At 46.0% G+C, this 15,537-nt stretch carries 10 protein-coding genes; 4 read left to right on the top strand and 6 right to left on the bottom strand.

Annotated elements, in window-relative coordinates:
* Nucleotides 1–26 precede the first annotated feature (26 nt).
* The 3 genes from OSC7112_RS30165 (at nt 27) to OSC7112_RS30155 (ending at nt 8,389) form a co-directional block, all read left to right on the top strand.
* Nucleotides 27–5,342 (top strand): AAA family ATPase, encoded by a 5,316-nt coding sequence (locus tag OSC7112_RS30165; RefSeq protein ID WP_015179471.1) that lies wholly within the window; start codon nt 27–29, stop codon nt 5,340–5,342.
* 570 nt (nt 5,343–5,912) lie between these two features.
* Complete coding sequence (locus OSC7112_RS40360; RefSeq protein ID WP_015179470.1) at nt 5,913–6,647, top strand: PEP-CTERM sorting domain-containing protein; 735 nt, start codon at nt 5,913–5,915, stop codon at nt 6,645–6,647.
* 269 nt (nt 6,648–6,916) lie between these two features.
* Nucleotides 6,917–8,389, top strand: a complete 1,473-nt coding sequence (locus OSC7112_RS30155) for a DUF3370 domain-containing protein (RefSeq protein ID WP_015179469.1) — start codon at nt 6,917–6,919, stop codon at nt 8,387–8,389.
* A gap of 307 nt (nt 8,390–8,696) precedes the next feature.
* Here the strand turns inward: OSC7112_RS30155 and OSC7112_RS30150 are convergent, their stop codons facing one another.
* The 3 genes from OSC7112_RS30150 to OSC7112_RS30140 form a co-directional block, all read right to left on the bottom strand.
* Nucleotides 8,697–9,992, bottom strand: coding sequence for a dihydrolipoamide acetyltransferase family protein (locus OSC7112_RS30150; protein WP_015179468.1), 1,296 nt, complete (start codon nt 9,990–9,992; stop codon nt 8,697–8,699).
* Nucleotides 9,993–10,165: 173 nt separating this feature from the next.
* Nucleotides 10,166–10,606, bottom strand: coding sequence for a YlqD family protein (locus OSC7112_RS30145; RefSeq protein ID WP_015179467.1), 441 nt, complete (start codon nt 10,604–10,606; stop codon nt 10,166–10,168).
* Between the two features lie 151 nt (nt 10,607–10,757).
* A complete protein-coding gene (locus OSC7112_RS30140) occupies nt 10,758–12,707 on the bottom strand; it encodes an AMP-dependent synthetase/ligase (RefSeq protein WP_015179466.1) in 1,950 nt (649 codons plus the stop codon).
* A 135-nt stretch (nt 12,708–12,842) separates the two neighbouring features.
* Between OSC7112_RS30140 and OSC7112_RS30135 the strand changes: the two genes are divergently transcribed.
* Nucleotides 12,843–13,538, top strand: a complete 696-nt coding sequence (locus tag OSC7112_RS30135) for a leucine-rich repeat domain-containing protein (protein WP_223300716.1) — start codon at nt 12,843–12,845, stop codon at nt 13,536–13,538.
* A 137-nt stretch (nt 13,539–13,675) separates the two neighbouring features.
* On the opposite strand, the gene OSC7112_RS30130 is transcribed toward OSC7112_RS30135, so the two are convergent.
* The 3 genes from OSC7112_RS30130 to OSC7112_RS30120 form a co-directional block, all read right to left on the bottom strand.
* Entirely contained in the window at nt 13,676–14,020 is a 345-nt protein-coding gene (locus OSC7112_RS30130) for a type II toxin-antitoxin system RelE/ParE family toxin (RefSeq protein WP_015179463.1), read from the bottom strand.
* Nucleotides 14,013–14,315: a UPF0175 family protein gene (locus OSC7112_RS30125; protein WP_015179462.1), complete on the bottom strand. Its 303-nt coding sequence runs from the start codon at nt 14,313–14,315 to the stop codon at nt 14,013–14,015. Before OSC7112_RS30125 ends, OSC7112_RS30130 begins: the two co-directional genes overlap by 8 nt.
* A 221-nt stretch (nt 14,316–14,536) precedes the next feature.
* Nucleotides 14,537–15,499, bottom strand: coding sequence for a hypothetical protein (locus OSC7112_RS30120; protein WP_015179461.1), 963 nt, complete (start codon nt 15,497–15,499; stop codon nt 14,537–14,539).
* Nucleotides 15,500–15,537 lie beyond the last annotated feature (38 nt).

Below are 15,537 nucleotides of genomic sequence, written 5' to 3'. Positions count from 1 at the left end.
GATATCACTTCAAGATTAAGACACCTATGTTAGCAATTCGCGGATATAAAATTACTTCACAAATTTACCAAGGGTTTAATACTGTTATTTATCGAGGGATCAAAGAGTCAGACGGACAGCCAGCGATATTTAAAATCCTCAAAAACGAGTATCCTCATCTAGAAGAAATTACCCGTTTAAGACAGGAATATGAAGTTTCCAAAAACCTTAATATAGAGGGTATAGTTAAACCTTTAGAACTACAAGAATTGGGGAACCGCAAATTTATCCTAATTGTGGAAGATTTTGGCGGAATTGCTCTCTCAGATAGCGAAAAATTTAAGCAGCCACAAATACGAGATTTTCTAGCGATCGCGATTCAGCTAGCATCTACCCTCGCTCAGTTGCACGATCTTTGCATTATTCACAAAGATATCAAACCCCAAAATATCATCGTCAATTTTACCACAAATCAAGTAAAAATTACCGATTTTGGGATTGCCACCCGCCTGTCTAAAGAGAATCAATCCCTCAGCCACCCCAACTTATTAGAAGGAACTCTTGCCTATCTATCCCCAGAACAAACAGGTCGGATGAATCGAGCAATCGACTACCGAACGGATTTCTACTCTTTAGGCGTCACGTTTTATGAAATGCTAACAGGGAAACTGCCCTTTCCGACCACTGACGTCCTCGAATTAATTTACTCCCACATTGCCATTCAACCCGTACCACCAGCAAAAATTAACAGCCAGATTCCTCAAGCAATTTCTGAAATTGTGATGAAATTGATGGCTAAAACTGCTGAAGAACGCTATCAAAGTGCTGAAGGTTTGAAATTCGATCTAGAACAGTGTTTAACTCAATTAGAAACTACAGGGAAAATTGACAACTTTCAAATTGGTCAAGAAGATTTATCAAGTCAATTGCAAATTCCGCAGAAACTCTACGGTCGATTTGAACAAGTTCAGACACTCCTAGCCGCCTTCGACCGCATCAGTAATGGGACAGCGGAAATGATGCTAGTAGCGGGCTATTCAGGCATTGGGAAAACTGCTGTAGTTAATGAAGTTCACAAACCGATTGTCCGGCAGCATGGCTATTTCATTTCGGGTAAATTTGACCAATTTAAGCGCAACATTCCCTACGCTTCTCTGATAGAAGCTTTCTCGGATCTGATGCGCCAACTATTAACTGATAGTCCGCAACAGATAGAGAATTGGAAACAAAAACTCTTATACGCGTTAGGCCAGCAAGGCCGAATTATTACAGAAGTTATTCCCGAAGTTGAACTGATCGTTGGCGAACAGCCGCCCGTGCCAGAAGTGGGAGCAACTGAAGCTCAAAATCGATTTAATCGGGTGTTTGCCAGCTTTATTCAAGTTTTTACTCAACCAGAACACCCGCTGGTTATTTTTCTAGATGATTTGCAGTGGGCTGATTTATCGTCGCTCAAGTTAATTCAACTGCTAGTGACTAACCCCGACAGCCAATATCTACTGATGATTGGTGCTTATCGAGATAATGAAGTTAGTCCGACGCATCCTTTGATGCAAACTTTGAAAAATAATCAAGAAAATTCAGCTAATTTAACAACAATTACTCTCGCACCTTTGAGTAGTACAGATGTCAATCAAATAGTTGCCGACACTCTCAAGGAAAGCCAAAAATCCCAAAGTCTATCCGCTCTGCTATTTAACAAAACTCAAGGCAATCCTTTCTTTTTAAATCAACTGCTAAAATATATTTATGAAGAAAAGCTGTTAGCTTACAATTTTAATAGTCGCCAATGGGAGTGGGAAATAGATGAAATTCAAGCGGTAGGAATTGCGGATTATAACGTTGTCGAGTTAATGGTAAAGCAGATTCAAAGGCTGCCGGAAGCAAGTCAAAAGATTTTGCAGTTAGCAGCTTGTATCGGCAGCAGATTTTATTTAGATGTTTTGGCGATCGTCAATGAAGAATCTCCTATAGAAACGGCAAATCAACTGTGGTCTGCCCTAAAGGCAGGTTTGATTCTCCCCTTGAACGACGCCTACAAAATTCCGCTCTTTTTTGACCGCGAACTGGCAGAGAATTTGCACCTTGACGATATCGCCAGCCGTCAAACTGCATCTGTGCAAATTCCTTACAAGTTTTTGCACGATCGCGTACAGCAAGCAGCTTATTCTCTCATTGCCGAAGACCAAAAAAAATTAACTCACCTCAAAATTGGTCAACTGCTGCTGAAAAATACGACCCCATCTCAGCAAGAAGAAAACATTTTTGCGATCGTCAATCAACTGAATATCGGCAGCGAGTTCATCACCGAGCAGTCAGAAAAAAACCAACTCGCTGCCCTGAATCTCGCCGCAGGTCGGAAAGCTAAAGCAGCAACAGCCTCCGAAGCGGCTGCCAATTATTTTAATGCGGGCATGGAACTCCTGGCAGCTTCTAGCTGGCAAAGCAATTACGAACTCACGCTCAACCTCTATATAGAAGCTGTAGAAGCAGAATACTTGTGTACCAACTTCGAGAGAGCTGCTGCACTGGCAGAAATAGCGCTGCAACAGGCAACAACCCTGCTCGAAAAGGTGAAAGTTTACGAGCTAAAAGTTGAATTTTATATCGCTCAAAACCAGCTATCCAAAGCCCTTGAAACCGGACTGCAAGCGGTAGAGATGCTCGGAGTTTCCCTAGCTCCTCTTCCCAGCGAGGGCAGCAGTTCCGTGCAGATGCCGAGATTAGAAGAGTTAGAAAACCTTCCCGAAATGACCGATCCCTATTTGCTAGCAGCTCTGCGAATCTTGATAACGGCAACGGCAGCGGCTTCGATCTCAGCGCCTTCAACCTTTGTTCAGATAGTTTTAACGAAGGTCAATCTTTGTGTGGAACAGGGTTATTCAGCTCTGGCAGCGATCGCTTACGCAAATTACGGCATAATTTTGTGCGGGCCGATGGCAGACTTGGACGCGGGATATTACTGCGGGCAGTTGGCGATTAAACTCCTAGATATTTTTCCTGACAACAAACTCAAATGTCGAGTTTATGCGCCATTTTACGGTTTGATATCCCATTGGAAAGAGCAGGCTAAGGAAAGTATTGCACCGTTAGAAGAGGCGATTCAAGCCGGTTTGGAAACGGGAGATTACCAATATGCAGGCTATTGCGTACTCCACTATTGTACCAACCTATTATTGAGCGGCGAATGCTTAGAAATTGTCGATGTAAACATTAGGGAATATATCAAACTTTTAAATAAAATCAAACAGGAATTTCCGCTCAATTTCATTAAGGTATGGCATCAACTGACCTTAAATTTGCAAGGATTATCATCAGATAAAATGCTGCTGCAAGGCAAAAGTTTTGATGAAGCAGCGATGCTGGTATATTTGCAGGAAACCAAAAATGCAACAACGCTGTTATTAGTTTACCAGGCCAAAGCCTTTCTCTGTTATTTATTTAAAGATTATTCCCAGGCTCTTGCCTGCATTTTGGCAGCTCACGAACACCTCAGAGGCGATAGCGGCATGATGACGTTTCCCGCTCACCACTTCTATTATTCGCTGATCCTGCTCGCTAATTACAACACCGCTGCGCCGAGGGAGCAACAGCAATATCTGGAATTAGTAGAATCTCATCAGGAAAAAATGAAACGCTGGGCGCAAGACGCGCCGATGAACTATCAGCACAAGTACGACCTGATCGAGGCAGAAAAAGCGCGGATTTTAGGGCAAAATGAGCAAGCAATTAACTTGTACGAAAGAGCGATATCGGGAGCGATAGAGTACGAACGCCGGGAAGATGAAGCTATTGCTAAAGAACTGGCTGGAGAATTTCATTTTGCTTGCGGTCGCGAACATATGAGTCGGTTCTATCTGAACGAATCCTACTACGCTTATATTCGCTGGGGAGCTACGGCAAAAGCCCAAGATTTAGAGTCAAGGTATCCAAAAATATTTGGGAGAATAACAGCTCAAAAAAATCTCGGTCTTGATTTTAATACCACGACATTAACAATAGGAGGTAGCTTGGAAGGATTAGAGCTACTTTCTGTGCTTAAATTTTCCAAAATCATCTCTGGGGAAATTGTTTTAAGCGAACTGATTTTACAATTTATGAAAATTGCGTTCCATAATGCTGGCGCTCAAAAAGGATTTCTGATTTTGAATCAGTCAGAAGGTTTTGCGATCGCAGCCGCTGGGGAAGTTGAGGACAGCGATATTAATGTGTTGTTATCTCCCCAGATTGAACTAGAGCAAGTTGTTCCCTTAAGCGTTATTTATTATGTGGAAAAGACTCTCACAACTGTCGTTTTAAATAATGCTAAGGCTGAAGGAGCTTTTAGAACCGACCCTTATATCAGGACGCATCAACCCAAGTCAGTCTTATGTATTCCCATCATCAATCAAGGCAAAATGATGGGTTTACTTTACTTTGAAAATAATTTGGCAACTAGCGCTTTCACTCCGACGCGGCTGGAAGTTTTAAAACTGATCTCTTCTCAAGCAGCAATCTCGCTAGAAAATGCCTTCCTTTACCACACGCAGGAACAAAAAGTAGAAGAGCGCACCGCCCAACTCGCCCAAGCAAACCAGGAAATTAGCAGCCTCAATAACAAACTTAAAGCCGAAAACATCCGCCTCAGTGCTGAGTTAGAAGTCACGAAACGACTGCAACAAATGATCTTGCCCAAACAATCAGAACTCGATAAAATTAAAGGATTAGAAATAGCTGGATATATGCAACCTGCCGATGAAGTTGGTGGCGACTACTACGACGTGCTAACCCAAAATGATAAGGTAAAAATTAGCATCGGCGATGTTACGGGACATGGTTTAGAAAGTGGCGTATTGATGATTATGGCGCAAACCGCAGTCCGCACTCTCCAACAAATGAACGAAACCGATCCGGTGAAGTTTCTTGATGTGTTAAACCGCACCCTTTATGCCAATATCGAGCGCATCGACTCGTCTAAAAACATGACCTTGGCTTTGTTAGATTATCAAGATAGTAACTTTACCATCAGCGGTCAACATGAAGAAATAATAGTAGTCCGTACTGATGGTAACATCGAACGGATCGATACAATGGAACTCGGCTTTCCTGTGGGATTAGAGGAAGATATTGCTGATTTTGTTTCCCAAGTTCAAGTGCATCTTAATCCAGGGGATGTAGTAGTGATTTACACAGATGGAATTACCGAAGCTGTAAATATAAATAAAGTGTATTACGGCATAGAAAGATTGTGCCAAGTGGCCAAAGAAAATCGCCACAAAACGGCTGAAGAAATTCGACAAGCAGTAATCGATCATCTGCGGCAACATATTGACAAACATAAAGTTTTTGACGACATTACGTTGGTAGTCCTAAAACAGAAATAACGCAAGTTGGTAATTGGTAATTGGTAATTGGTAAATTGTTTGAACGTCCGACGATCGAAACTCACATCTTGCACCATTCTCAATTACTTTTTTAGGAACAGGCTTTCCGGGCTGTGAAGCGAGAAAACTCATTCTTCGCTTCACGGGCCCCAGAGCCCGTTCTTGACAATGGTGCAAGATATCAGTCGAAACCGACTTCACGCTCAACAATTTTGGCAATGGTGCGCGGACTCAGGAAAGTGCGATCGGCAAACAGATTTGCCATCTATTTGTATAAAAACAAACTTTTACATTAGTAAAATTACGTAAATACGGGTTGTAACAGCGGATGGTACCGAAAGTTGCAATAACGGATAGTTAGCCGTGGAATGCCTCAGCAACAGTCATCCTAGCGTTTGCGGTACAACCGAGTTTACGAAAACTTTAAGAATAAACCTGGAAGCATATTGTTTTGGTAAAGGTATCAAAAATGTATAGACAAACACTTTTAAATGAGCGATGTTGTAAATAGCTACCAGAAGAAATCAATAAAGTCAATCCCCCCCACGATATAAACAAGGTATTACTCTTATGAAAACCAACTTCGCCCAACCACTAACTGCCTGTATAGCTACCGCTGGTTTAGCCATTGCTTCTTCATTACTAACTGCAACGCAAGCCCAAGCATTCGCTTTATCCGTCGATCCTCAGTACGGTACCACCAACGGCATCGGTACCGGCGCTACTGCAACATTGGACTTCAACTTTGTCCAAAGTGGAGCCGATTTGCTCCTGAATTTGGGCATCACCAATACCACTGGCACTCAGGCTACAGCCGGTGGTGCCACAAACTCTTCTCTCGTTGCCGTGGCATTTGACGTATTGAGCGGCGTTAGTGCATCGGTTAAATCGACTGCTGGCAGCACTTTTACAAAGTTTTGGCAAAACGTTGATATTAGCGGTTTGTCCAACGGTTTCGACTATGGCATTAGCACTCCGCGCAATAGCTTTAATGGTGGCAACGCTAATGGAGGCTTATATAAAAATCAGTCTACTTTGGTTAGCTTTTTGCTAACTGGCAGCAGTCTGAGTGCGGCTCAGGCAGAAAATGCTTTCTTGACGGGATTCCAGAATGGTACGCTCAAGGCAGGAGTTCGCTTCCAACAGGTAGCTGGGTCTAGTGTTGGTACCAGCGACAAAGTTATGGCCGGAGTTGCGGCTGATGCTGAGCCAGTACCCGAACCAACTACTATCGCAGGTATGGTGATGGGGTTGGGAAGCTTAGTAGCAGCCCGCCGCAAGCAGGCAAAAAAAGCTCTTGCTTAAATTTTCTCAGGGGTGCAGGCCATCCATCGGCAGAAAAGCTTGTAGCATTTCGAGTGAATTCAGGTTAACTTCTAGTATCAACTCATAAGAGCCAGGGCAGCTATCCCGCCTCTGGCTCTTATTTTTGCTTTGGAATTACAAAATGTAGATTTTGTCAAGGTGAAAAACAAAAAATTTGCGATGCCCGAATTTCCGCAAAAATTGACCTAAAATCCCCCAATCCCCAGAAAATATCAACCAACTTGTGGTAAGGTTTTTTGTCGGTTGCTATGTGGCAATCTCTGCAAGTTCAGTTAAACGCTCTCTCAGCAATGTTTTTGCCAATTTTCCCCTTAGCTCAAACAATCCCCGCACCTCCCGCCCAACAACAACTGATCGTAGACCCAGAAGTCCCCGTACCCGAAAACGAACTGGACTTGCCGCCACAGCCAAGCCGCAGCCCGCTGAAAACCCTGATGGTGCCTCAGCAAGTGCGGGTTTTGCCCGGAAAACTCGACAACATCCCGGTTTTCAACAGCAACAGCCCCGAAGTCGTGCAAACCGAAGGCATTTTGCTCTCCACATTTCCCCCGGAAGGAAAACAAGTACCTTCTGCACACTTAAACTTTCCCTTCAAAGGCCGATTTGACATCTTTGCCCACCACATCGCTAAAGCTAAAAATCGCGCCGAAACTCGCACCTTATTTCAAGGAATAATTGTCCACAATCCCAACTCGGAACCTGTTACTTTAAAAGTATTGCAAGGAGCGACTTATTTAACTCGGCCCGATGCCTTGTTTGTTGATTTGCCGTCGTATTTAGAAAATCGATTCGGCACTGTGTTTGCGGGGCCTGGAAGCCGCATCACGAGCGATGTGCTGCGGGGATACAGACAAGCCATTTTGCCGGCTGCGATCGAGATTCCGGCGAATGAAAGCCGAATGCTGATGAATTTGCCGATACCTGTGGGGAATGTCGCGCCTTCTTCCAACGGTCGATCGACCTTGATGCGAATGTCGAGCAGCAATTCGGTTTATGTAGCGTCGTTAGCAATGTTTGCTCCCACAAATCCAGGAGGAGTCGAGCAATCTCCCACATTAGAACAGTGGGAAAATATTTTAAATACCCAAGGTTTAGCGGGGCCGAGAGATTTAGCACCAACTCCCAGAGGCGAAAATCCGGTGCAAAAAATTTACGGCCGCGTGGCGGGAGTAGCTGAAGGTTCCCAGTGGCAAGCTAAAATTACGGACAATTCGAGAACCGATTATTTAACTATTCCCAAGCGGGGCGAGTCCTTTTCTTATGCTTTGAGCACAACCGATACGGGTACTTTTGGAACTGGTCAAGTTCAAAGCGCTAAAATGTTAGCTCGCTATCCCGATACTGCTTACTTAGCTAACGGTAATTACGGGATTCAATACAACTTAACTTTTCCGCTTTACAACAAATCTCGCGAGTCCCAATCTGTTAGTATTAAAATGCAAACACCGATTAAAGCAAATACAGAATTGGGGGGATTGATGTTTTACGATCCTCCAGAAAATCGGATCTTTTTCCGAGGGACGGTGCGGGTGATGTTTAATGATGATACGGGCAAGACTTTGACGCGCTACATTCACATCGTGCAGCGCCGGGGACAGCAAGGGGAACCTTTGGTGAATGTGAATATGAAGCCGGGGGAACGCCGTTTGGTGCAGGTGGATTTCTTGTATCCGCCGGATGCGACGCCGCCGCAAGTTTTGACTGTGCGATCGAGTAATTAGTCAGTTGACGGTTGACGGTTGACGGTTGACGGTTGACGGTTGACATTGGTTATGAGTTGTTGTGATATCAAATGGGTTGACATCGGAATGATATTTAAGTGCGAGAGTCCGCGCTCGCGAGTTCAATGATACCGAATTCGAGCGTCCCCGCTCTGATTGAACTCGCAAAATTATCATGCCTTAACTCTTAGCTAAAAACTAATGACAACTGACAACTGACAACCCAACAACCGGCACAGCGAACAAGCTGTCAACTGATAACTGACAACTGACAACTGTCAACTGTCAACTGTCAACTGACTCGTGACTAAAGCGTCAAAGACTGAGGATTTGTCTCAAGCAATTTTGCTAAATCTTGCAAGAATGCCGCAGCGTCAGCACCGTAAATAATCCGGTGATCGCAAGTAATATTCACCTGCATTTGGCGCTTCACTCCCATCAAACCTTCCTCGTTTGCCACTACTTGCGGCCGCGAAGAGCCGATCGCCAAAATCGAGCCTTGATTCGGCGGCAAAATCGCGTCAAACTTGTCTACTCCAAACATTCCCAGATTGGAAAGAGTAAAAGTTCCCGTGCTGTATTCATCAGGCTTCAACTGCTTGGTGCGGGCGCGATCGACTAAATCCTTCCAAGTGCGCGAGAGCGAATAAATATCGAGGCGATCGGCATTTTGCAGCACCGGCGTAATCAAACCGCCGCCGTCCATCGCCACCGCTACCGCCACATTAATATCAGCGCGGTATTGAATTCCCGACTCCACATAACAAGCATTCAGCAGAGGATGTTTTTGTAAAGTTACTGCTACAGCCTTCGCCAGCATACCCGTCATCGTGACGCCCTTGGACTTAATTTGTTTGTAGAGTTTGTCCAGATTATCAGTAGTAATTGTGTAACCGACGCGGAAAGACGGCACGCTCAAACTTGCTTCCATATTCCGCACCACCGCATTTTGCAGCGCGTTCATCGGTACTGTTTGGCCCGAAAGTGCGATCGCCGGGACTGGTGCGGGTGCGGGTTTTGCTGCGGCGGGGGCGGGTGCCGCAGGGACTGGTGCGGGTGCTGCGGGGACTGTTACCTGTTGCTGAACCGGAACGGGTTGGGCTTTGCCGGCTGCTGCTTCCACATCCTCTGCGACAATGCGACCGTTGGGCCCGCTGCCTTTGATAGAATTCAAATCTACTTTAAACTCTTTGGCTAACTTGCGAGCGCGGGGAGAAACGACGCTGCGGCCGTTTTGGCGGCTGACATTTTGCTGCAAACCTGCTGACGATGTAGCTGCGCTGACAGGAGCGGGGCTGGGAGCGGGGGCGGCGGCTGCGGTTGGGGCGGCGGCTCCTTGCTGCTGAGCGACGGCGATTTCGGCTTCTGTTTCTGCTACGAGGGCGATTGCCGCCCCCACCGGAGCAACTTCGCCGGCAGGTACGATAATTATTGCTAAATAGCCTTCGTAGAAAGACTCCACGTCCATGTCGGCTTTGTCGGATTCAACGACTACCACCGTTTCGCCTTTTTCTACTTTGTCTCCGGCGGATTTGACCCAGGAAACAATTTTGCCCTCTGTCATTGTCGAACTCAGGGCTGGCATGAAAACTTCGCGAATCATCTGTAAAAAGTCCTTTTGTGTTGGTAATAGGTAATCGGTATTTGGCAATTGATAATTGGCGATCGGCCACCGGCAATACTTATTATTATGCCAGTTTCTCGCATTCTTGATGTGTGAATGTTGACTCAAAATCAATTGCCCAATACCGATCGCCAATTACCACTTACCAATTTCTAAATATCACCTCGAATTTCTTCGACTATGCCGTCGCGGAGGAGAATTTCTACTTGCATTTTTTGAATCAAGTTTTCTCCGAGCCCGACAGTGAACGTGCCGTCAATTTGACCTTGACTCACTTCTTGTTCCAGGTCTAGCACCTGCACTTGCTGAAGCTGTTGCAGGTTTTGGTTTTTCTGTTCTAGCAGTTCGCTTTTTCTTTGATTCACCTGCACTTGAATGTTTTCTATTTGCTGCATTACTTGCGGGCCTGGGGGCTGCAGATTTTGCTTTTGGATTTCTGAAATCATCCGCTGCCCTTGCATTTCTAACTGTTGTAGCTGAGAGTCTATTTGGTTGATTTGGGCTTGGAGTTGCTGTTGAGCTTCTTCTTTCCAGCGGGGAGTAACGACGACTTTAACGTTAATCGATCGTTTCAAGAGTAATTGTGGTTCCATAAAGTTGTTGCTTGTCAATTAGGAATTAGGCATTAGTCATTAGTCATTAGTTGGTAAACATGAACTAATGGCTCAGGACTGAGGACTCGGACTCGGGACTCGGGTGTTGGGATAATTTTTTCTTTTCCATTCCCCAAGTCCTGCGAAGATTTCAAAACATCCCGTCAATCATATCGCGGTAGTGTTGCGTCACAACCGGGCGCTTAATTTTCAGGGTCTGGGTCAACATTCCATTTTCGATCGAAAATGGCTCCTGAATCAACCGGAACGGGCCGATGCGATCGTCCGCGCGGTATCCAGGGCGATTTTGCACCTCTCGGTTCAATTCTTTGCGGAATAAATCTTGAATAGTCTTGCTATTCCAGTCAATTTCGTGTAAAGGGGGATTCTGAGTTTCTGCCCATTTCTGCACGGCTTCTGCATTGGGGACAATTAAGGCGCCGACGGATTTCTGGTCTTGACCTACTAGCATAATTTGGTCGATGTAGGGGCTGCGGACGCAGGCGTCTTCTATGGGCTGGGGTTCGATGTTTTCGCCGTTGCTGAGGACGATCGTATCTTTGGCCCGCCCGGTCAAGATTAAGTCGTTTCCCGGTGTCAGCCAGCCCAAGTCGCCGGTATCGAACCAGCCTTCGGGGTCTATGACTTTGGCAGTCGCTTGGGGATTGAGATAGTAGCCCTGCATGATTTGCGGCCCCCGCGCCAATACTAAGCCGCGCTGGCCTGCGGGCAGTTGCTGTCTGGTTTCCGGATCTACGATTTTAATTTCCGTTTGGGCGATCGGCTGACCTGCGGAACCTTTAAGATTGTGCCAAGGACGGCGCACAGTTAAAACCGGCGAAGTTTCGGTTAAACCGTATCCCACCAACAAGCCGATATTCGCTATTTCAAAGAAATTGTCTAAATGCGTTGCCAAAGAACCGCCGCCGCTAATCGCCCACTTAAAACGTCCTCCCGTAGCTTCCCTGACTTTTTGATAAACCAATTTTTCGGCGAGGGCGTGGACGGGCCACAACAGGATGCTTTTGATGCGGGCGATGAGTTTTTCGGAAGCAGAAGCCGGTTTCAAACTGAGAGTTAATCCTTGGAAAATGCGGCGGTTCTCGATGTATTGCTGGCTGGCAGATAACAGGAAATTCACCAATTTTTGTTTGTTGGCTGGCTGTTCCCGAAATTGCTTTTGTACTGCCTCGTAAATCGATTCCCAGATGCGCGGAACGCTAATCATGTACTGGGGTTTGTAGGCTTTAAAGTCTTGTTTGAAATAGCGAATACTGGTGTAAATTTGGGTGCATCCTTGGGAAAGCAGGAAGTATTCGACGGTGCGTTCGTAGGCGTGCCAACTGGGCAGAATGCTGAGGGCAGATTCGCCGATTTCGGGCTGGAGAATTGTGCCGAAGGTGGTGACTTGGTGCAGCAGGTTCCCGTGAGTCAGCATGACGCCTTTGGGTTTACCTGTGGTGCCGCTGGTGTAGAGGAGGGTGGCGAGGGTTTGAGGCTTGTGGTTGGAGGGTTTGAGGGGGCGGTTGGCCCCTGTGGTCATGACTTGGGAAAATTTGACTGTGTTGAGGGTTGGGCTGGCTTCGGGTTCTTCGTCGGAGAGGAGGACGATGAGTTGGATGGGCAAATCCGGGAGGCGGTGTTGCAGTTTTTTGAGTAATGCCCGGTTTTCGACTACCAAGGCGGTGCTGCCGCTGTCTTGGATGATGTACAAAAGTTCTTCGGGGTCGGCGGTGGCACCTCGAACGGCGTTGGCGGCCCCGGCCATCATGATACCTTGGTCGGCTATCAGCCAGCGGGGGCTGTTGTCTGCGAAGAGGGCGACGCGGGGAGGGACTGCTTCTCCTGGATCTGGTTCGATGCCGAGGGCTTGGAGGCCGGCGGCGAATTGCTGGATTTGTTGGTAGAGGTCGGTGTAGGTGAGTTTGATTTCTGGCTGGCTGTGGGGATCGTGGAGGGCGACGGTTTGACCGAATTTTTGTTTGACGATCGCCCAAATTTCGGGTATCGATCGAATGGAAGTGTAATCGATTAGCTTGCTGAGGTTAGCGCGATCGCGATCGGTCAGTTGAGATGATGTATGGGATGCTGGGTTGTTCATAGGGTATTTTCCTGAGTTTAGGGAGATAAAATTATTGGCTATAAGTTTAATATCACAGTTATTTTATAACTATGTGGCAGTGTCGTGACAGTTTACCAACCTGCCATTGTCTATTCAGGAAATTAGAGATGCAAGATGATGAAAATTATAGTTGCACAGAAACACATGAATTTAGCAAGTTTGATAGTAGTTACTTTTAGTGCGATCGGTCTAATATCATGTGGAAATAAGCCTTCCAAGTTAGTCGCCGCTCCGCAACTGGGAAACAGTGGACGAACATTTGCCGATTGGTGTCGCCAAAAAGCTGATTTGAGTCCCGAAGCTAAACATACTGTTGAGGAGCTGTTGAAGATAGCCGGGACTACTGAGTGCGATGCCGCCGATCGAAAACTTTCGAGTCTCCCGGGACTCGGACTGATTGATGACCATAAAATCAGCGATATCAAACCGCTAGAATCCTTGACTAACCTGACTGTGCTCATCCTCATTGGCAATAAAATCAGCGACATCAAACCCCTAGAATCCTTGACTAACCTGAAGCATCTTGTCCTCAGCAACAATCAAATCAGCGACATCAAACCCCTAGAATCTTTGACTAACCTGAAGGAGCTTGGTCTCAACAATAATCAAATCAGCGACATCAAACCGCTAGAATCTTTGACTAATCTGACTGTGCTCAACCTCGATAGCAATCAAATCAGAGACATCAAACCCTTACAATCCTTGACTAAACTGACTCGGCTCCACATCAGGGGAAACCCGATCGCTCCCAAGACTTGTCCTCTCAAGCCAGAGTCTATCTGTAAGTGGGAACCACAACCCAAATCATAAAACTTGACAGTTTAGAAAAAGCCGATCGAGTAAGATCGCCAATTGTATCCGCACATCGGCTTCAGTCAGGGGGAGGTTGTCGGGAAGGTCGATCGTAATTTGCATGATTTAAGGTAATTTTTAATTTTGATCGTCTTTTAAGTGCGATCGATAATGTCTCGAATTTGATTTGCTGGGATGTCATCTTGGTCTGACTTGGAGTAGATAACGACGAGTAAGATGTAGGTATCGCCCCTGAGTTGATAGATAACTCGGTAGCCGCCACTTTTGCCTTTTTGGATGTCGCTGTTTTTGAGGCGGACTTTGAAAACAGTGTAGCCAGTGCCGGGGATTTGGTCGCCAATTAAATTGCCAGACTGTAGCTCATCAAGTAGCGGTTTTAGGTCGGTGCGGATACTGCGGTAGCGTTTAATTAAGGTGCGAAGTCGTGTTTTGAACTCATCGGAAAATAGAATCTGGATTTGGGGTGTCTCGTCAGTCATCAATCCCCTCCCACAGTTCGGAAATAGGATGCAATTTGCCTTCTTTAATTTGCTGGAGGGAGGTGCGGAGGCTGGCTAAGACGAGTTCGGCGGGCTCGTCATCGGGATCTGCGGGCGCGGTGACAATATGGCGGCTGATTAATAGTTGGTAGAAGTCGTCCACAGACATTACAGCGAGTTGAGCGGCTTTATCGAGACGGAGGCTGTGCTGCTGATAAAGTACGATCGCCAATTCTATCCGCACATCGGCTTCAGTCAGGGGGAGGTTGTCGGGAAGGTCGATCGTAATTTGCATGATTTATAGTACCTTTTAATTTCGATTGTCTCTGAAGTGCGATCGTTACAGATTCATTAAACTTTGATTCATGCGCTGTATTCTTCAAGATTAAAACGAGTAGATATGTCAGCACTTTAACATAGCTGGGTGCTTAGGGCACACCTTACCCCACAATAAAATTGAACTATGAGTGGAACAGGCATCTTGCCTGTTCATGAAACTCGTGCAATATCTCAGATTTAAGCGACACGGCGCGGTGCATCAACCATCGGCGCAGTACCAAACAAATGTCTGAGATAACTGCGACTGAGCTCGCGGTTCCAGCGCCGCAGACGCACCATCACTCGCGTGAATGTAAAAGTCAATTCCAACACCAAAGAAAGCTGTTTGAGACTGAGTGAAGTGTTAAACACATCGTTGCCGTGCGTGCGTTCAATCTGATGGTGTTTCAGCAAAGCAATCAGGTTTTTGGTAGACCCTTTGAGTTGATTGAAATAACTCTGGGAGAATGCCCAGCGGCTGAAACCCCAAAACTTAGCCAAATGATTGATTTCATCCTGTAAAGGCTGGGAAATTGCCTGTTGCAGGGCTCCTGTTGAATGTACCATCAGCCATAAATAAACAGAAGTAGCTCCCCACTCGGTACTCAGGCGACTAATCACGTGTTTGTAGGTATCTTGCCAAGCGTCACCTGTGGATTGACAACCATTCACAGAGTTGGGTTTAACTTGCAGTTTTTCGGCTGTAAGTTGCTGGTAAATTTTCCTAAAAGTCGGGCAATGTTGGCGTTCTTCTTTTTCCCAAACACCTATCTCTAAAATGTTGCCGTTGTCATCAAAAATTCCTCCCATAAACCGCGCCATTTGCGGGTAAATATGGTGTAAGTAACACCAACTTTCTCTACCGTAGCTGCGGATGGGAGCTTCAATTTCTGCCGCACTTGCCAAAATTTGTAAAAAGATTTCTGGCTTGACACCAATAATTTGGTCGCGATTGATTCCTTGCCAATCTATGGGTTCCCAAGGGCGGGGATGCGGGGCGGAAAATTGCTGGGGGAGGTCGGAAAGTCGATCGCTCAAAACTTCCAATGACATATAATGGTCGATGAGGGAATTAATCCTGGCCCGACTTTGCAAGTAGCGAGGGCTTTGATACTGATTTCCAGCCAAATCAATTGTATGCACCTTACCAGTAGCTTTCATTGTTTCTGCCTGTTCCTAACTTTTACAGATATTGTGCA

The organism is Oscillatoria nigro-viridis PCC 7112 (genome assembly GCF_000317475.1).
GTDB classification, from domain to species: domain Bacteria; phylum Cyanobacteriota; class Cyanobacteriia; order Cyanobacteriales; family Microcoleaceae; genus Microcoleus; species Microcoleus nigroviridis.
Note: the sequence above shows the minus strand (reverse complement) of the source record. Positions and strands in the feature narration are given on the sequence as shown.